The 16,483-nt window shown below is 71.4% G+C and carries 17 protein-coding genes; 8 read left to right on the top strand and 9 right to left on the bottom strand.

Features of this window, described 5'->3' with window-relative positions; genetic code table 11:
* A partial coding sequence (locus tag ACFWIA_RS34420; RefSeq protein ID WP_387011211.1) for a hypothetical protein occupies window positions 1-272 on the bottom strand: 272 nt, incomplete at its 3' end.
* A 573-nt stretch (window positions 273-845) separates the two neighbouring features.
* Here ACFWIA_RS34420 and ACFWIA_RS34415 point away from each other — a divergent pair.
* Window positions 846-1,700 carry a hypothetical protein gene (locus tag ACFWIA_RS34415; protein ID WP_387011210.1) on the top strand — a complete coding sequence of 285 codons (855 nt, stop codon included), beginning with the start codon at window positions 846-848 and terminating at the stop codon, window positions 1,698-1,700.
* 29 nt (window positions 1,701-1,729) lie between these two features.
* Here the strand turns inward: ACFWIA_RS34415 and ACFWIA_RS34410 are convergent, their stop codons facing one another.
* A complete protein-coding gene (locus tag ACFWIA_RS34410) occupies window positions 1,730-3,352 on the bottom strand; it encodes an MFS transporter (protein WP_387011209.1) in 1,623 nt (540 codons plus the stop codon).
* Between the two features lie 313 nt (window positions 3,353-3,665).
* Between ACFWIA_RS34410 and ACFWIA_RS34405 the strand changes: the two genes are divergently transcribed.
* The 5 genes from ACFWIA_RS34405 to ACFWIA_RS34385 all read left to right on the top strand — a co-directional run bounded on the left by ACFWIA_RS34405 (window position 3,666) and on the right by ACFWIA_RS34385 (window position 7,239).
* On the top strand, window positions 3,666-3,812 hold the full coding sequence (locus ACFWIA_RS34405) for a hypothetical protein (protein ID WP_385487018.1): 147 nt from the start codon (window positions 3,666-3,668) through the stop codon (window positions 3,810-3,812).
* A gap of 149 nt (window positions 3,813-3,961) precedes the next feature.
* Window positions 3,962-4,741, top strand: a complete 780-nt coding sequence (locus ACFWIA_RS34400; RefSeq protein WP_387011208.1) for an HAD-IIA family hydrolase — start codon at window positions 3,962-3,964, stop codon at window positions 4,739-4,741.
* A gap of 107 nt (window positions 4,742-4,848) precedes the next feature.
* Entirely contained in the window at window positions 4,849-5,472 is a 624-nt protein-coding gene (locus ACFWIA_RS34395) for a hypothetical protein (RefSeq protein ID WP_387011207.1), read from the top strand.
* Window positions 5,469-6,140, top strand: a complete 672-nt coding sequence (locus tag ACFWIA_RS34390) for a class F sortase (RefSeq protein WP_387011206.1) — start codon at window positions 5,469-5,471, stop codon at window positions 6,138-6,140. The genes ACFWIA_RS34395 and ACFWIA_RS34390 overlap by 4 nt, the downstream gene beginning before the upstream one ends.
* 94 nt (window positions 6,141-6,234) lie before the next feature.
* Window positions 6,235-7,239: a glycoside hydrolase family 6 protein gene (locus ACFWIA_RS34385; RefSeq protein WP_387011205.1), complete on the top strand. Its 1,005-nt coding sequence runs from the start codon at window positions 6,235-6,237 to the stop codon at window positions 7,237-7,239.
* A gap of 10 nt (window positions 7,240-7,249) precedes the next feature.
* On the opposite strand, the gene ACFWIA_RS34380 is transcribed toward ACFWIA_RS34385, so the two are convergent.
* Entirely contained in the window at window positions 7,250-7,567 is a 318-nt protein-coding gene (locus tag ACFWIA_RS34380) for a hypothetical protein (RefSeq protein ID WP_387011204.1), read from the bottom strand.
* A gap of 214 nt (window positions 7,568-7,781) precedes the next feature.
* On the opposite strand from ACFWIA_RS34380, the gene ACFWIA_RS34375 reads away from it, so the two are divergent.
* Window positions 7,782-9,278 (top strand): alpha/beta hydrolase, encoded by a 1,497-nt coding sequence (locus ACFWIA_RS34375; RefSeq protein ID WP_387011203.1) that lies wholly within the window; start codon window positions 7,782-7,784, stop codon window positions 9,276-9,278.
* Window positions 9,279-9,401: 123 nt separating this feature from the next.
* Here ACFWIA_RS34375 and ACFWIA_RS34370 read toward each other — a convergent pair whose 3' ends face one another.
* The 4 genes from ACFWIA_RS34370 to ACFWIA_RS34355 all read right to left on the bottom strand — a co-directional run bounded on the left by ACFWIA_RS34370 (window position 9,402) and on the right by ACFWIA_RS34355 (window position 11,092).
* Entirely contained in the window at window positions 9,402-9,692 is a 291-nt protein-coding gene (locus tag ACFWIA_RS34370) for a hypothetical protein (RefSeq protein WP_387011201.1), read from the bottom strand.
* Between the two features lie 113 nt (window positions 9,693-9,805).
* Complete coding sequence (locus ACFWIA_RS34365; RefSeq protein WP_387011200.1) at window positions 9,806-10,036, bottom strand: DUF397 domain-containing protein; 231 nt, start codon at window positions 10,034-10,036, stop codon at window positions 9,806-9,808.
* Window positions 10,036-10,239 (bottom strand): DUF397 domain-containing protein, encoded by a 204-nt coding sequence (locus tag ACFWIA_RS34360; protein ID WP_387011199.1) that lies wholly within the window; start codon window positions 10,237-10,239, stop codon window positions 10,036-10,038. The genes ACFWIA_RS34365 and ACFWIA_RS34360 overlap by 1 nt, the downstream gene beginning before the upstream one ends.
* A gap of 13 nt (window positions 10,240-10,252) precedes the next feature.
* A complete protein-coding gene (locus tag ACFWIA_RS34355; RefSeq protein ID WP_387011198.1) occupies window positions 10,253-11,092 on the bottom strand; it encodes a helix-turn-helix domain-containing protein in 840 nt (279 codons plus the stop codon).
* Between the two features lie 269 nt (window positions 11,093-11,361).
* On the opposite strand from ACFWIA_RS34355, the gene ACFWIA_RS34350 reads away from it, so the two are divergent.
* Window positions 11,362-11,772, top strand: a complete 411-nt coding sequence (locus ACFWIA_RS34350) for an ATP-binding protein (protein ID WP_387011197.1) — start codon at window positions 11,362-11,364, stop codon at window positions 11,770-11,772.
* Between the two features lie 22 nt (window positions 11,773-11,794).
* Here ACFWIA_RS34350 and ACFWIA_RS34345 read toward each other — a convergent pair whose 3' ends face one another.
* Window positions 11,795-13,732 (bottom strand): galactose oxidase-like domain-containing protein, encoded by a 1,938-nt coding sequence (locus tag ACFWIA_RS34345; RefSeq protein WP_387011196.1) that lies wholly within the window; start codon window positions 13,730-13,732, stop codon window positions 11,795-11,797.
* 90 nt (window positions 13,733-13,822) lie between these two features.
* Window positions 13,823-16,048 (bottom strand): glycosyltransferase family 2 protein, encoded by a 2,226-nt coding sequence (locus ACFWIA_RS34340; protein ID WP_387011195.1) that lies wholly within the window; start codon window positions 16,046-16,048, stop codon window positions 13,823-13,825.
* Between the last annotated feature and the right edge of the window lie 435 nt (window positions 16,049-16,483).

The following is a 16,483-nucleotide window of genomic DNA, read 5'->3' as shown; positions in this document are numbered from 1 at the left end:
ACCGGGACGCCCAGCCGGACGTCCCCGGCGTGGAACTCGACGCGCGAGTCACCGATCGGAACGGGCTTCGACGCGGTCCAGACGAGCTCCCGCTCCGGGCCCGTGCCGGATATTCGCCAGCCGTCCGGCAACTGGCCGCCGGCCGATCGTGGGGCCTGAGCGGCGTTCGCCGATGCCCCCTCCTGCGTGGCGTACGCCAACTCCGGTACGGCCGCCGCCAGTACGAGTGCCGCCGTGGTGGCGACTCCCGTACGCCAGGCTCTGGTGGTCAAGGTGGTCCTCCTTGCAGCTAGGGCACAGAGGTCCCTGGGGGATCAGGGACCCCTCCCTTCACCCAGAGGGAGGCGGGAAGCGGACACGAGGGTTGCGTTTCCGGCAGAGTTGGCGAGTTCACGACGTTTGGGGCCGGACGAGGACGCCGGGACGCGGTCCGGACGAGGACCCCGGAGACCCGGATCGACCCGGGGACCGCAGGAGGGGAGCGGTCCCCGGGCCCGACGCCGGACCCCGGACCCCGGTTTCGGGGGGCGGGGGTCCCACGCCCGCCGAAGGGGGTCCCGGCCGCGACGGATGCCGTCGCGCGCGGTGGCCGAGCGTCCCCGGCCCCCCTGCCCCGGAGGACGGACGACACGGCGCCGGGGTTGCCTGCCGGGGAACACCACCTCGACGCGGAGCGGGTGACCCGGTGGACGCGGGGGGTACGGCGACCACCCGAACGGTGCCCGGACGGGCCCGGTGTTCAGGGGACAGCCGGACGCCGATCGGGTGGGTGTCCGACGCCCGCCGTTCGCCCCGGGCGCCCCGCTGGAAGCCTCCCAGTGCCACCGAACCGGGAGGCCGCCGCCATGACCCCGCCCGCCCCGTACCCGTCCCGCACCGGTCGTCTTCTCCGGCTCCTCGCCGCCGCGGCCCTGGCCCTCGTCCCCGCCGCCCACGCCGTCCCCGCCGCCCACGCAGTCCATGCGGCCCAGGTACGCGCGGCCCCGGCGCTGCGCGGGCTGCCGCTGCCCGACACCCCGCTGCCCGCGGCCACCGCCCGCCCCGAGGCGTTCCCGCTGAGCGCCCGGGTGGCGGACGCCCCCGCCGACTACCGCCCCGGTGCGCCCCCCGCCACCTGGACGCTCACCGTGGCCAACCGCACGGCCAGCACGTTCCGTTCCGTGTACCCGATCGTCGTCCTCGCCGACGACCGGCGACAGCTGCTCCCCGCCCAGCTGCGGCTGGACTTCCACGACGGCACCCGCTGGCACCCCGCGCGGATCGAACGGACGGAGCGCGACGAGAACGTGGCCGTCCCGGACGACGCCTTCCCCGGCTTCACCATCGGGCCCCGCGGCGAGCTCGCCGTCCCGGTCCGGCTCGCCCTCGCCGCGACCGCGACCGCCGACCGGGTCACGGCCAGCGCCGCCCTGGTCCAACGCGACCACGAGGACGGTGCCTGGGTCGGCGCGGCAGCCCCGTACGCCTTCCGGGTGACCCCGGGCGGACCCGCACGCCCCGGGCACCCGTCCGACCCCCCGCCCTCCGCCGCTCCCTCCCCCACCGGACCGGTACCGTCCGACGCCCCGACGGCCGACCCCCACCAGCTGGCGATGACCGGCCAGCGGGCGTCCGCCCTCGTGGCCGCCGCGGCGGCCCTGCTGCTCGCCGGCACCACCCTCTACCTGACGGCCCGTCGCATCAGGTCGCCACGGCGATAGCCCGGACCCGCCGCATCACACCGCCCGCATCACACCGTCCGCCCGACGGTCCGCCCCTCCGTTCCGTCGTCCGACTCGTCGGACCCCTTCGACAGGCCGGGGCCGTCCGGGGCGTCGGCGTCCCGGGGGCCCGCCGCCCGGGTGACCGGGACGCCCCGCAGCCGCAGCCCGGCCCAGACGGCGGTGGCCACCGTCACCGCCCCGGCCGCCGCGGCGGTGACGTTCAGCCCGTGCGTCAACGCCTGCCGCGAGGCCGCCAACAGGGGCTCCGCCAGGCTCCCCGGCAGGTCCGCCGCGACCGACTCGGCCCCGCCCAGGGTCTTGCGCACGGCGTCCGCGGCGCCGGCCGGCAGCCCCGCCGGCAGACCGTCCCCGACCGAGGTCCGGTACACCGCCGTCCCGAGGCTGCCGAGCAGCGCGACCCCGAGCGCCACCCCCAGCTCGCCGCTGCTCTCGGACATCGCCGACGCCGCCCCCGCCCGCCGGGACGGCGCCGCACCGATCACCAGGTCCGTGCACAGGGTGATCATCGGGCTGAGACCCAGGGCCACCAACAGGTACCCGAGCACCAGGACCGTCAGATCGTGCGGCCCGGCCGCGCCCAGCACCCCGAACCCGAGGCCCGCCAGGGTCAGCCCCGCGGCGATCACCACCGAGGGCCGCCACCGCCGGACGAGCACCGGGGCCAACATCGAACCCGCGACCGTCCCCAGCGACGCCGGGACCATCCACACCCCGGCGAGCAGCGGCGACAGCCCCAACACCTCCTGGAGGTACAGGGCGATGAACACCTGCGTCCCGCCCATCGCGAACATCCCCAGCAGATACGTACCGAGCGAGGTGTTGATGACCCGGTCCCGCAGCAGCGCGAGGTCCAGCAGCGGTTCGGTCAGGGCGAGTTGCCGCCGGACGAACCAGGTGCCGAGCGCGAGCCCGGCGACGCCCGCGGCCAGGGTCGTCCAGGCGAAGCCGTGCGCGGCGGTCTCCTTGACCGCGTAGACGACGCCGATCATCGAGCCGATCGACAGCAGCACGCTCGTCGGATCGACCCGCCCGCTCTCCGGGTCCCGGTACTCGGGCAGCAGCAGCGGCCCCAGGAACAGCAACAGCAGCATCACCGGCACCCCGAGCAGGAAGACCGAGCCCCACCAGAAGAACTCCAACAGCAGCCCGCCCAGCAGGGGGCCCACGGTCGTGCCCACGGAGAAGCTGGTCATCACCACGGCGATCGCCACTCCGCGCTGCGCGGGGTCCACGAACATCACCCGGACGAGCGAGAGGGTCGACGGCATCAACGTCGCGCCCGCGAGCCCGAGCAGTGCCCGTGCAGCGATCAACGTCTGCGGGCTGTCCGCGTACGCGGCGAGCACCGAGGCGACACCGAACAGGGTGGCCCCCGCCAACAGCAGCTTCCGCCGTCCGTACCGGTCGCCCGCCACCCCCATCGGCAGCAGGGCGCCCGCGATGAGGAAGCCGTACACGTCCATGATCCACAGCAGCTCGATGGACGAGGGGCCGAGATCGGCGCTCAGCTGGGGGACCGCCAGGTACAGGACGGTCACGTCCATGGAGACGAGGAGCGTCGGCAGGGCGAGCACGGCGAGCCCGGCCCACTCCCGCCGTCCGGCGCGCGCGGGCGCCTGGCTGGTCATCAAGGTCTGCCTCCGTCGTGTGGGGGCGGGTGCGTGGGGCACCCGGGTACGGGGATGCGCCGCTGCACCTGGGCGGGCGGCACCGAGACGCGCGGCCACGGCAGGGCACTTGTACCGGCCCGGGGACGGTGCCGGATACACCGGCCCCGGGCCGTCACGTCCACTTGACCGGTGAGGGAGGGTAGTCAGCGGGCCGGGTCGGAGACGACGTGATTTCCCCGGGGGCGGGCAGGTGCGAGGTGGCGGCCCCGGAGGCACGGAATCGACGGGGCGCGGCCGGTGTTGAGCGGACAGAGCCGATGAGGAGAAGAAGATGGCCGGACTGTTGAGCAAGATCATGAGCTTTGTGCGCAGCCCGCAGGGTCAGCGGGCGGTGAGCGAGGTACGGCGGGCCGCCGCCGACCCGCGCCGCCGGGCGCAGGCCCAGCAGCTGTTGGGCAAGCTGCGCGGTCGCCGCTGAGTGCGCGCTGCGGGACCCGCGGACCTGCGGTTTCCCGGTGACCGGCAGGGTCAGTATCCGGCCGTGGTGACTAATCTGGGTGGCGTCGGCACAGAGTCGTTCCGGCGCCACACCAGCACCGCAGTCACGGATTCCCAGGAGACCGGCACATGGCAGAGCGCAAGCCCATCGAATCGTGGCTCACCGACATGGACGGGGTCCTGATCCATGAGGGCGTGCCGATTCCCGGCGCGGACGCGTTCATCAAGAAGCTGAGGGAGGGCGACCGTCCCTTCCTCGTGCTGACGAACAACTCCATCTACACCGCGCGGGACCTGCACGCGCGGCTCGCCCGCATGGGGCTCGACGTGCCCGTCGAGAACATCTGGACCTCCGCGCTCGCCACCGCGCAGTTCCTGGAGGACCAGCGGCCCGGCGGCACCGCGTACGTCATCGGCGAGGCGGGCCTGACCACCGCCCTGCACGACATCGGTTACGTGCTGACCGACCACGACCCCGACTACGTCGTCCTGGGCGAGACCCGGACGTACTCCTTCGAGGCGATGACCAAGGCCGTCCGACTGATCAACGCCGGCGCCCGGTTCATCTGCACCAACCCCGACGAGACCGGACCGTCCACGGAGGGCCCGCTGCCCGCGACCGGTTCCGTCGCCGCGCTGATCACCAAGGCCACCGGCAAGGACCCGTACTTCGCGGGCAAGCCCAACCCGCTGATGATGCGGACGGGACTGAACGCGATCGGTGCGCACTCCGAGACCAGCGCGATGATCGGCGACCGGATGGACACGGACGTCCTCGCCGGACTGGAGGCCGGGATGGAGACCTTCCTGGTGCTCACCGGACTCACCACCCGGGACCAGATCGAGAAGTTCCCGTTCCGCCCCTCCTGGGTGGTCGACTCCATCGCCGACCTGGTCGACCGCATCTGATCCGTACGTGGGTGGCGGAATGTGTCCCTCGAACGGAGCAGTGGGGGCGGGGTGGCGGGGCGGGGACCGGGTCGGCGCGTGAACCTGGGGGTACCAGGAGGTTCACGATGCGCATCCGCTTGCTCGCACAGCGTTCCACCGGGGTGGCCGTCGCCCTGGCGGCCCTGTCCCTGACCGGCACCGGCGTCGCTCCGGCAGCGACGGGCCCGGAGCGGGAACCCGCCGTCCTGGCCGTACGCCCCACGGCGGCACCCCCGGGCACCGAGGTCGCCCTGACGGTCACCGGCTGCCCGGGCACCACCGCCCGCGCCCGGTCGGACGCGTTCGTCGCCCCCGCCGACCTCGCCCCGGCCCCCCGCGGCACCGGACTGTTCGCCGAGGCGCGGCTGCGGTCCGGTGCGGCGCCCGGCCCGTACGGGATCACCGTCAGCTGCGCCGGCCGGGACCACGTCGTCCCCGCGGCCGTGCGCGTCGCCGCACCGGGCCGGCAGGGCGGCCCCGGTCAAGGGGAGCCGGACCGACCGGGCGAGCCGGCCGCCACACCGACCGCACCGGTCAGCGCGGGCGGCGGCGGAGCCCCCGGGCCCGAGGCGGAGGACCGCGAGGACACCGGCCCGGGCCTGCGGCAGGCCGTCGTCGGCCTGGTCCTCGCCTGCGTCGCGGCCCTCGTGGTGGTGGGGCGCGGCGTGCGCGCCCGCCGCCCGGACGGCGACCGGAACCCGAGCTCGTGACCGCCCGCTCCCGCGTCGCGGGCCGCCTCGCGATCGCCGCGGCCTGGGCGGTCCTGCTGTCCGGTCTGTGGCTCTGGGGCCGCGAGATCACCTCCGTGCCGCCGCCCGACCCCGACCGGGGCACCGGCCCGGTGCGGGGCGACGTGGCGGCCGTGGGCCGACCGCTCGGCGCGGGGCTCCCCGTCGCGCACCGCCCGCTGGCCCCGGCCCGGCCCGAGCGGGTGGACGTCCCCCTCGCGGGCGTCCTGGCGCCCGTGGTGCCCCGTGGACTGGACCGGGCGGGAGCCGTCGCCGCGCCGCCGCTCGACCAACCCGGCACCGTCGCCTGGTACGGCACGGGCACCGCTCCCGGAGCGGCCGGCGCGGCGCTGTTCGTCGGGCACGCGGACGGCCGCAGCGGGCCCGCCGTCTTCCACCGGCTGCGCACCCTGGTCCCCGGCGACCCGGTCCGGGTGGTCCGCTCGGACGGCACCGTCGCCGGGTTCACCGTCGAGGACGTCCGGATCGTCGACCGGGACCGCTTCGACGCGGCGCAGGTGTACGGACCGCACCGGGACGGCCGGGCCGAACTCCGACTCATCACCTGCGGCGGGAAGTTCGACCGGGCGAGCGGCACGTACCGTGCGAACGTCGTGGTGTCCGCGTACCTGACGGACGTCCAGCGCTGAACCGGGCCCCGCCGAGGAGACGGGGCGGCCCGGCGACCCGTCAGGTCGCGTATGTCAGGATTGGACCTCGGACGGCGCACCCAAGGGGGACTGGATGTACGGCAAGGTGAGGGCGTCGATAGCCGCGGTGGGGGCGACGCTGCTGCTCGTGGCGTGTTCCTCGTCCGGCGACGACTCCGGCAGCGACAAGCCGAAGCCCGTCCAGCAACAGCCGAAGGACAAGGACCCGTACTGGGTCAACCCCCAGGGCAAGGCCGCCGACCAGGTCGCCGCCTACGAGAAGGACGGCAAGGACGACGAGGCCGGCCTCATCCGGCAGATCGCCGCGCAGCCCACGGCGGACTGGGTCGGCCCCGAGAACCCGGAGGCCCAGGTCCGCGGGATCACCGAAGCGGCCGAGGCGGCCGACCGGGACGCGCTGCTCGTCCTCTACAACATCCCGCACCGCGACTGCGGCCAGTACTCCGGCGGCGGCGCGGCGGACGGCAACGCCTACCGGGCCTGGATCGACGGGGTGGTCAAGGGCATCGGCGACCGCCGGGCGACGGTCGTCCTGGAGCCCGACGCGGTCCTGCACCTGGTCGACGGCTGCACCCCGCAGCAGTTCCACGAGGAGCGGTACCACCTGCTGTGGGGCGCGGTCGAGAAGCTCAAGTCCTCCAAGAACACCAAGGTGTACGTGGACGCGGGCAACGCCGGCTGGGGCAAGCCCGACCAGATCTTCGAACCGCTGAAGCGCGCGGGCGTGCAGAAGGCGGACGGCTTCTCGGTCAACGTCTCCAACTTCTACTCCACCGCCGACAGCGTCCGCTACGGCAAGGAACTGTCCGCGAAGGTCGACGGCAAGCCCTTCGTCGTGGACACCAGCCGCAACGGCAACGGCCCCTACACCGAGGGCGAACCGGCCGAACGCTGGTGCAACCCCCCGGGCCGGGCGCTCGGCGAGGTCCCCACCACCCAGACCGGTGACCCCCTGGTCCACGCCTTCCTCTGGGTCAAGCGGCCCGGCGAGTCGGACGGCGAGTGCAAGGGCGGCCCCAAGGCGGGGGACTGGTGGCCCGAGTACGCACTGGAGCTGGCGAAGGCCGGCAAGGGCTGACCGCGCGGGTTCACGTGCCGCTGCCGCGCCCGTCCAGCAGAGCCAGTTCGGGGATTTCCTCGGCCGGGGTGAACCCGGTGAAGTCGCCCCGCTCCAGCCTGCGGAACGTCTCTTCCTGGCGGGCCAGCAGATCGGGGCGGGTCTTGAGGGCCCAGGCCGCCAGCTCTCCGTAGAGGTCCTGGGCGGGTGTGGTCTCCACGGCGCTGTCGAACTCCGGCCGCAGTTCGGACGCGAGCGCCCGCCGGATGCCTCCGACCGTCGCGGGCAGGGCGATCTCCTCGCCGCCGTCGTACACGGAGAACGAGGGTTCGTCGGGAGTCTGGGACACGGATGTTCCTCCGGGGTCGGCCGATCGATGGCTGCGTCCGGCCGGTCAGTATTCCGGCACCCACGGGCCAAGGGGAGGGCTGCGCCCGCCGGTTCACCTGGACGAGTCAGCTGCTGGAGGCCCCCGGTGGGTCCGCCCGCACCCGGTGCGCCTGTTACGTGCCCATCACCTGTTCATGGAGTCGTCACCATGCCGGGCGTGAACGATTCCGCGCATGAGTACGAGCAACCGCACGAACGCCACTTCCCGCACCCGGCGGCGGGTCCTCCCCACGCTCTCCACGCTCCTCGCGCTGTCCGCCTCGGCCGCCGCCCTCTCCGCCCCGGGCGCCGCAGCCGCCGGCACCCCCGCCCCCGCGTCGTCCGTCAAGTGGGGCGTCTGCTCCAAGTCCGAGCCGTGGTCCCCGGACCCCAGCCCCCACGCGCAGTGCGGAACGGTCAAGGTGCCGTTGGACTGGTCGAAGCCCCAGGGCCCGAAGATCGACCTCGTCGTCGCCCGGTACGCGGCCACCGACCCCGGACGGCGGATCGGCGTCCTGATGTCGAACCCGGGCGGCCCCGGAGCGTCCGGAGTCGAGGACGTGATGTACGCGGACGACCCCCACGAGGGCTACGCGCCGGCCATGCTGAAGCGCTTCGACATGGTCAGCTTCGACCCGCGCGGCGTCGGCCGCAGCCAGCCCGTCCACTGTGACGACACGATCAGCAGCCCGACCCCGATCCGCCCCCGCAGCGCCGCCGAGTTCGAGCGCCTGCGCACCCTGAACGGCAAGCTGGCGGACAGTTGCCGGGCGCGTACGGGACCGCTCGCCGGCCACCTGGACACCGAGAGCGTGGCCCGTGACGTGGACGCGATCCGCGCGGCCCTCGGTGAACGCCGGATCAGCTTCCTCGGCCACTCCTACGGCACGCTCATCGGGGAGCGGTACGCCCGCCTGTTCCCCGGCAAGCTCCGCGCCCTGGCGCTCGACAGCGCGATGGACCCGGACCGGCCGGACGCCGAGCGTTACCTCACGGAGGGCAGCGCCACCCTGGAGGGCGCGTTGCAGCGGTTCGCGGACTGGTGCGCGAAGGACACGACCTGCGTACTGAAGGGACAGGACGTCAAGGCCCTCACGGCCGAGCTGTTCGCCCGCGCCGACGCGGGCACGCTCCGCGATCCGGGCCCGAACGGTCCCACCCGGAAGAAGATCGGCCCCGATCAACTGGCGGACCAACTCACCTTCCGTGCCGGCGACTACACCCCGGAGACGCTCGCCGAGGACCTGTCCGCCCTGCGCACCGGAAAGGGCGAGGTCCACTGGATTCCCATCGGGAACCACATCGAAGCACAGCTCGTGCTGTGCCGTGACTACGACTTCCGCATCCGCGACTACGCCCACTACCGGGCCATCCTCAAGCGGGTCGCCAAGGCCGCGCCGCACGTCCGCTACAACAGCCGGTCGCTGGACCTCGTCCTCGGCTGCCAGGGCTGGACCGAGCCGCCGAAGCCGCAGCCCGCGAAGGCGAAGGGCGCACTCCCGCCCGTCCTCGTGGTCAACGCCGTCCATGACTCCGCGACCCCGCTGCCGGGCGCGCAGCGCATGGCGCGCGCCTTCCCGAAGGGGAAGCTGGCCACGTGGGACGTCGCGGGTCACTGGCTCTACGGCCTCAGCGATCTGCCCGAGGCGCGGCGGGCCATCGACGCGTACCTGACCAGCCCGAAGGGCTGAGCCCGTACGGGGTACGGGGGCGGACCGCCCGCGCCGTGCGGTGCGCCCCTGTAGGTCAGACTCCGCCGCCGCAGAGCCCGTTGACGAACCGGGTCCACGTGTCGGCGTCCAACCGGTCGTCGCTTACGCCCCGTCACTCCGAAGCTGTGAAATCAGTGTCGGGTACTCGGCGAGTACCCGACGTACGGACTCCTGGTCTGCCACGCCGAGCATGCGTCGGGCTTCCAACTGCGCGCGTTGCTCGGCCAGAAGCACCCCGGCCTCCGGTCCGCTCGCACGACTGAGGCGGGCGGAGTACGCGGCGATCATCTGGTTGATCAGGTCGTGCGCGGTCTGATACGCGTCGTTCTCCTCGGCCGTCCAGGTGCCAAGCCTCGTGACTCCGACGAGGCCACGGTCGCGTGCGCTACTCATGTCTTCCTCCTGTCGAGGTAGCCGACTTCGGCGCGCCAGCAGAGGCGGGACGCGTACCTCACCGGCCCGGAAGGGTGCGAGGGCGGACCGGCCGTGCGGTGCGCCCCCGTGCGTCAGACTCCGCCGCTTCGGACGCCGTTGACGAACCGGGTCCACGTGTCGGCGTCGACGACGAGTGCTCCCCGGCTGCGGTCCGCGGTGTCCCGTACGGCCTGGCGGCCGGAGCGGAGTGCGCCGCGTTCCACGCAGTCGTTGTCCTTGCCGCTGTAGCTGCTCTTGTGCCAGTACGCGCCTGTCAGCTCGCCCTCAGCGGTTCGGGGCGCGGAGGCCGCCGCCGTCCGCATCAGACTTCGCCGTGGGCGACTGCGGTGACGAACTCCTGCCAGGCGGCGGGAGCGAACGCGTGCGCGCCGAGCGACCGGTCCTTGCTGTCGCCGACCGCGACCTCCCCTTCCGCGGTGAGTTGTCGCTCGACACAGCTTCCCCCGTTGTTGGGGCTGTGGGACGACTTCTGCCAGCTGTCCTCAGGGAGGTTGTGCCGCATCATCTGGTGCCTACCTCTACATCTCGTTGAGATCCCGCATCACTCGCGCGATCAGGTCCATGGACTGCTGACTCGGCAGGGCCGACGCCCGCAACTGGTCGAAAGCCAGCTTGTACCGCTCAACGGTGTCATCCTCTTCCAGGTACATCAGCCCGTCGAGGTAGTCGAGGCTCACCACATCGAGGTCCATCGGATCGGGATAGCTGAAGATGCAGAACGATCCGTCGAGCCCCGCATGCCACCCCTGGCCGAACGGAATGACCTGGATCGTGAACCGTGGTGGGTTGTTCAGATCGATGAGCTTCTGGAGTTGATCCGCCATGACCTCCGGGCCACCGACTGTCCGACGGAGCACCGCTTCGTCCAGTACGCAGACCACCTGTGGCCCCTTCTCGCGCAGTATGTCCTGTCGGGCCATCCGAATGTCGATGAACGACTTGACTTGTTCGTCGGATGCCGTCCCGTCCACACCTCGGATGGCGGTCTCTGCGTACTCGGGTGTCTGGAAGAGTCCTGGCATGAGCAGGGGCTGAAACAGGAAGATGCGCACCGCGTCTGACTCGATGCTCATCTGCTCTTGGAAGGGCTCCGTGAGCATCTGGCCGTACGGTGCCCACCAGCTCTTCCGCCGGCCCTCTCGGGCCAGGGTGTTGAGCGCAGTCATGAGCTTCTCGTCCTCGACGCCGTAGAGAACGAACAGGGCCTCCAGCTCCAACTTGCTCACGCCTTGGCGGCCGTTCTCCTGCCGCGAGATCTTCGACTTGTCGCCGCCGATGCGCTCGGCGGCCCGTTCCGCCGTCACGCCTGCTGCTTCGCGGAGCTGTCGCAACTTGCGGCCGAGCTTACGGCGACGCACGGTCGGACGTGGATGACTGGGCAACGAAGCCCCCTTCCTGCGCAGGGTCGCCGCCAGTGTGGCGCATGTGACCCCACTTCCTCCAACTGTCGTCATATGACAGCTAGTTATTCCACCTCCAGCAAATCTACAACTTTGGAGTTACGTAGGTTGCGATGGGCGTAGATGTGGGTCCAATCTGGTCCCTGTGTCACTGATGGCGCTGGTCGTGCCACAGAACGTCACCCTCAATCGCTCTGCACCGACTCGCTGGAGGAGCCATGGTCGTCATGGCGGAAGAAGGGGCGCGGCAGTACCGGCAGGAGCTGACCGCCGATCCGCGCACCTTCGCCATCGTCCGTCGTACCGTCACCGCCCACGTCCGCTACTGGGGGTGGACCCAGCAGGTCGGCCCGGCCGCGATGTGCGTGACGGAGATGCTGGCGAACGTACGGGACCACGCCGGCCGTCCCGACTGCGTGTTGATACTGCGGGCGACCTCGTTCGAGCTGCGGATCACCGTGAGCGACCGCAGCCCCGTGCTGCCGGTGGTCCGCCAGCCCGACTGGTGCAGCGAGAACGGGCGCGGCATGTGGCTGCTCGGCGCCAACGCCGACGCCTGGGGCGTGGAGCCCACCGCCGAGGGCAAGGACGTGTGGGTCGCGTTCACCCGGCGGGCCGAGGTGTTCGCGACCCTGTGACGGGCCGCCGCGCGGAACCGGGTTACGGCACCCGCACCCACTGGGCCTTGCTCGGGGTGCCCCGGTCGTCGGTGACGAACAGCATGTACCAGCCGGACTGGACCAGGTTGCGGTTCTTCGGGACGGTCACCGTGATGCTGCCCTCGCCCTTCTTCACGTCCAGGGCGATGGACTTCTGGTCGATGTCCGTGACGTGCGTCGACGCGCTGGGCCGCATCAGCCGGGCCGACTTGACGGTGGAGCTGTCCCGGGTGGTGAAGGTCGCCGAGCCGCCGAGCTTGATGGTCTTGGGGCCGCCGCTCAGCGAGGGCCGCTCGTCCCGGAACAGGTAGGGCGGAGTGTAGATCTCGACGCGCTGTTCGAACGTGCCGGGCTTGGTGTTGGCCTTGTCGTCGTAGAGCGGGTCCGAGCCGAAGAACATCAGTCGGCCGTCGGGCAGCAGGACCGACCCGGAGTGGTAGTTGCGGCCGACCAGCGGATCGGCGACCCGCTCCATGCTGTTGTCCTTCGCGTCGTAGATGCGGGCCTGGAGGATGTCCGAGGCGCCGCGCCCCCGGTAGTCCTCCGAGCCGCCGGAGATGAGGACCGTGTCGTCGGGGAGGACCGACGCCTGCGGGTAGCGGGTGCCCTTCTCCAACTCGGGCCCGTCCTCGAAGCGGGGCTCGTCGGCGAGGAGGCCGACCAGTCGCGTCTTCTTGCTCGACTCCTTCGACTCGCCGACCCCGCCGCCGCCGATGACCATGTACTTCTCGTCCTGGGCGGGCGGCAGCAGCACCGTCTGCGAGGTCTCCATCAGCTTCGGGTCGCTGAGCCCGGGGACCTTGCTGAACTTGTTCGACGCGAGGTCCCAGACGCCCGGGTCGCGGCCCACGTCGGCGGGTCCGTACCCGGCGTTGGAACCGGAGTAGAAGAGCTTGCCGTTCTGCATCAGGGAGACGGCCGGGTACGTGGGGAACTGGCGCACGCCCTTCGTGTACTCCCAGCCCTTCGTCTTCGGGTCGTACACCTCGTTCTTGCCGGGGACGAGCTGACCGATCTCGTCGAGTCCGGAGAGGCTGAGGACCTTGCCGTCGGTGAGGGTGGTGAGCGTCGGGTACCAGCGCGCCTCCTTCATCGGGTCGACCTGGATGTACTTCTCGGCGATCGGGTCGAACTCGAACGAGTCCTTGATGCCCTGGAAGTCCTTCTTGTCCAGGGCGAGCTTCTCGGCCATGCCGTACGTGTTGCGGGCGTCCGTGCCCTTCAGGCCCTCGACCACGTAGTTGTCCTGGGTGCCCGTCTCGTGTTCGGCGCCGCTCTTGGCCGCCTCGACGTAGATCCGGCCGAGTCCCGGGTCGTTGCGCAGGAACCTGCCGGTCTCCTCGTCGAACACCTTCTTCGCCCGTTCCACGACCACCGGGTCCTTGGAGACGAACGTCTTGCCGTTGGTCTTGCCGGTGAAGGTGGTGCCCGCGGGAATGGTGATCGGCTTGTCCGGGTTCTCGTTGTGCACGACCATCAGCCCGCCGGCCTTGGTCACGTCGCCCTGGAGCTTCTCGTACCGCTTGGTGCCGCCCGCGATCAGCAGGTTGCCGTTGCCGAGCTGGGTGTGGCCGGAGCAGAAGAGGTCCGTCGGGGTGTCGATCTTCTTGACCTTGTTGGTCTCCGGGTCCCAGAGCCGGGTGTCGAACTGCTGGTTGTCGAAGTTCTCCTGGTTGTTCCCGGAGCCCGCGACCATCAGGACCTTGCCGGTGCGCAACAGGGCCGCGTGGATGGTGTTCTGGCGGAACTCCTCGGGGAAGTCGAGGATCTTCCAGTGCCCGTTGGCGGCTTTGTACTCCGGCTTGTTGATCGTGTACTCGTGGTACTTCTCGGATCCGAACCGGTAGAGCGCCGGGCCGTTCATGGCGGCCAGCGCGACCGCGACCGCCGCGCCTATCGCGATGCGGCGGGCGCGGCGGCGGCTGGAACGGTCTTTCACGGCTTACCCCGATGTGACTGGTAGTGGTATCGCGGACGGTGAACGGCAGGGAGGGCGGTGACGGGGGCGTCCGGCCGGACGCCCCCGTACTCAGGTGCCCGGCGGGACGTGGAACCCGGGCCCGGTCCTGCGGTGCCGCCCCGGAGCCCCGGGTGCGCCTGGCGGGTGCTGCACGGTGCGCTCGGCGCGGGTGTCCTGGGGACCAGGGGGACCCTGGGGGCTCTGGGTGAACGAGCGTCCCGGGATGGGGATCTGCATCGTCTGGTCGTCGCCGGAGGCCCAGGTGGGACGCTGCTGCGGGATGTGCGGCCCCGCGGGCGCGGAGTGCCGTCCGCGCGGACGCGGGGGCGTCGACTCCTCGGGGGCGTCACCGGTCTCCGGCCCGTCCGGGCCGGGCCCCTCCGGGCGGTCGGCGGGGGACGGGTCGTCGGAAGCGTCCGATGCGGCGGCCGGCCAGTCGGGCACGGCGGCGGGCGCGGGTGCCGGGCCCGCGGCGGGCGCGGACGCCGCGTCGGTGGCGGGCTTCGCCGCGGCCTTCTTCGCGTCCTGGCGCATCGTCCACTGCCAGGCGAAGATCGGCGCCGCGGTGATCAACAGGGCGAAGGTGGCCCAGATGATCATCGCGGGGTGCGCGTGGCCGAGGAAGAAGGAGGCGACCATCGACGCCCCGAACACCGCGATGAAGAACAGGTGGATGCGGAAGGTCCCGAACAGCGTGTCGGGGCTCGCCGAGTCGCCCTTGGGCGTCACCACGAACTTGCTCTTGCGGCGCAGCACCGCGTCCATCAGCGAACGGGCGTAGATCGGCGCGGACAGCGCGGACATCACCATGCCCGCGACGCCGCCGGACCCCTCGGGCTCGTGCGGGGAGACGTTGTGGCGGCGGTTCCAGACGTACAGGCCGATCTGGAGCGCGGAGGCGTTGCCGTACAGCATCAGCCAGATCGTCGGGTCGATGTTCACGCCCGAGGCGCCGAGACCGAGGAACAGGGCGCAGCTCAGGGCCGCGAGTATCCAGTTCAGCGCGGACATCGGATAGAAGATGATCATCATCGTGTAGTTGAAGAGCTTGCCCGGGGGCAGGGAGTAGAAGCCCTTCCAGTACTGCGTGAGGATCGTCTCGTAGGTGCCGCGCGACCAGCGGAGCTGCTGGGTGAAGAAGTCGGTCCAGGCGTTGGGGCCCTCACCGACGGCGAGCACGTCCGGGGTGTAGACGGAACGCCACTTGTTGCCGGTGGCGGGGTTCTTGTGCCGGTGGATCTCGAACCCGGTCGCCATGTCCTCGGTGATCGAGTCGTACAGGCCGCCGATCTGCTGGAGGGCCTTGATCCGGACGGCGTTGGAGGTGCCGACGAACATCGGCGCGCCGTAGGCGTTCCCGGCGCGCTGGATCAGCGCGTGGAAGAGGAACTGCTGCGATTCGGCGGCCTTGGTGACGAAGGAGTCGTAGTTGCCGTAGACCTGCGGGCCGATGACGAAGCCGACGTCCGGGTCCCGGAAGAAGCCCAGCATCCGCTCCAGGTAGTTGGGCAGCGGGATGTGGTCGGTGTCGACGGACGCGAAGTAGTCGTAGTCGTCGCCGTGCGCGTCGAGCCAGGCGTTGTAGTTGCCGTGCTTCGTCTTGGCCCGGTGGGGCCCCTTCTCCATGTTCCACTTGGCGACGCCCTTGCGGGAGAAGTGACGCACGCCGAGCCGTTCGCAGACGGCCTTGACGTCGGCGTCGTCGCCCTCGTCCAGCAACCAGACGTGCATCAGTCCGCGGTGACGGATCTTCACGGCCGCCTCCAGCGTCTTCGTCACCATCTCCAACGGCTCCTTGCCGGGCACGAAGGAGGTGAGGAAGGCGACCCGGGTGCCGGTCTCGGGGACCACGGGGATGGGGTCGCGGGCGACGATCGTGGCGTGCGCGTTGGACAGCACGTTCATGCAGCGGAAGAACTCGATCAGTCCGATCGAGACGAGCATGATGACGTCGAGGGCGGGCAGGAAGTCGTAGGCGGGGTGGTCGCGCTCGGTCCAGTGCTCGGGCTGGAGCAGCCAGAACAACAGGATCAGCGAGACGATCGGGGCGGCGCCCAACATCAGTGCGGCGCGGATGCGGTGCGGCTCCTGGGACAGGAGGGAGCGGTAGCGCACCTTGTAGGGCTGGTGGGGGTTGGGCTGCGTGAGGGGGCCCGCGAGACGGCTGTAGTGCTCGTAGTCGTAGCGTGGCAGGGACTTCTTTATTCGGCGTAGGCCACCCGTCCGGTGCACACGTAGCTGTGTCGTCTCGGTCGGGTCGAAGTTCTGCCCCGCGCCTGAAGGCGGCGACGTCATGAGCCATCCCCCCACACGCGCTGCTAGCGCGTGAGTTTCATCGTTCTCCTCCGCCCGGTCCGGTTCCCCTGTCCGGGGCCGGGCGCGCCAGTGGCAGCCGCTCTCACTTTAGACAGTGAACAGGGACTTCCGGTTGCATGATGCCCCCCTTGGTATCCGTCTGTGCACCGGGGGGCCCTTCGGCAGCTCCCGAACCACGGTGCGGTGGTCGCCCCCTCACCAGGAGTGGTTGCTCCACGGGTCCCGTGCGGGTGCGGAGGCGCTTGCCCGCGCAGTTCCCCGCGCCCCTTCGGTACGTTCACCTGGCGGTGCGCTGTCCCCTGCGGGTGCGTCCACCCCTGGGTGCGGTGTCCTGCGGACGTGCGCTGTGGTTTTGCGCAGTTCCCCGCGCCCCTGTCGGGGCGCCTGTCGACCCGTGCGCCACGGGGGCGCGCC

The organism is Streptomyces sp. NPDC127068 (assembly GCF_042724695.1).
Lineage (GTDB): Bacteria > Actinomycetota > Actinomycetes > Streptomycetales > Streptomycetaceae > Streptomyces.
Note: the sequence above shows the minus strand (reverse complement) of the source record. Positions and strands in the feature narration are given on the sequence as shown.

Coding starts and splice junctions, on each gene's coding strand:
- ACFWIA_RS34415 (WP_387011210.1), top strand. CDS start 846: ATGACCCCGCCCGCCCCGTACCCGTCCCGCACCGGTCGTCTTCTCCGG.
- ACFWIA_RS34370 (WP_387011201.1), bottom strand. CDS start 9,692: ATGAGTAGCGCACGCGACCGTGGCCTCGTCGGAGTCACGAGGCTTGGC.
- ACFWIA_RS34410 (WP_387011209.1), bottom strand. CDS start 3,352: ATGACCAGCCAGGCGCCCGCGCGCGCCGGACGGCGGGAGTGGGCCGGG.
- ACFWIA_RS34385 (WP_387011205.1), top strand. CDS start 6,235: ATGTACGGCAAGGTGAGGGCGTCGATAGCCGCGGTGGGGGCGACGCTG.
- ACFWIA_RS34400 (WP_387011208.1), top strand. CDS start 3,962: ATGGCAGAGCGCAAGCCCATCGAATCGTGGCTCACCGACATGGACGGG.
- ACFWIA_RS34405 (WP_385487018.1), top strand. CDS start 3,666: ATGGCCGGACTGTTGAGCAAGATCATGAGCTTTGTGCGCAGCCCGCAG.
- ACFWIA_RS34360 (WP_387011199.1), bottom strand. CDS start 10,239: ATGATGCGGCACAACCTCCCTGAGGACAGCTGGCAGAAGTCGTCCCAC.
- ACFWIA_RS34395 (WP_387011207.1), top strand. CDS start 4,849: ATGCGCATCCGCTTGCTCGCACAGCGTTCCACCGGGGTGGCCGTCGCC.
- ACFWIA_RS34340 (WP_387011195.1), bottom strand. CDS start 16,048: ATGACGTCGCCGCCTTCAGGCGCGGGGCAGAACTTCGACCCGACCGAG.
- ACFWIA_RS34350 (WP_387011197.1), top strand. CDS start 11,362: ATGGCGGAAGAAGGGGCGCGGCAGTACCGGCAGGAGCTGACCGCCGAT.
- ACFWIA_RS34375 (WP_387011203.1), top strand. CDS start 7,782: ATGAGTACGAGCAACCGCACGAACGCCACTTCCCGCACCCGGCGGCGG.
- ACFWIA_RS34365 (WP_387011200.1), bottom strand. CDS start 10,036: ATGCGGACGGCGGCGGCCTCCGCGCCCCGAACCGCTGAGGGCGAGCTG.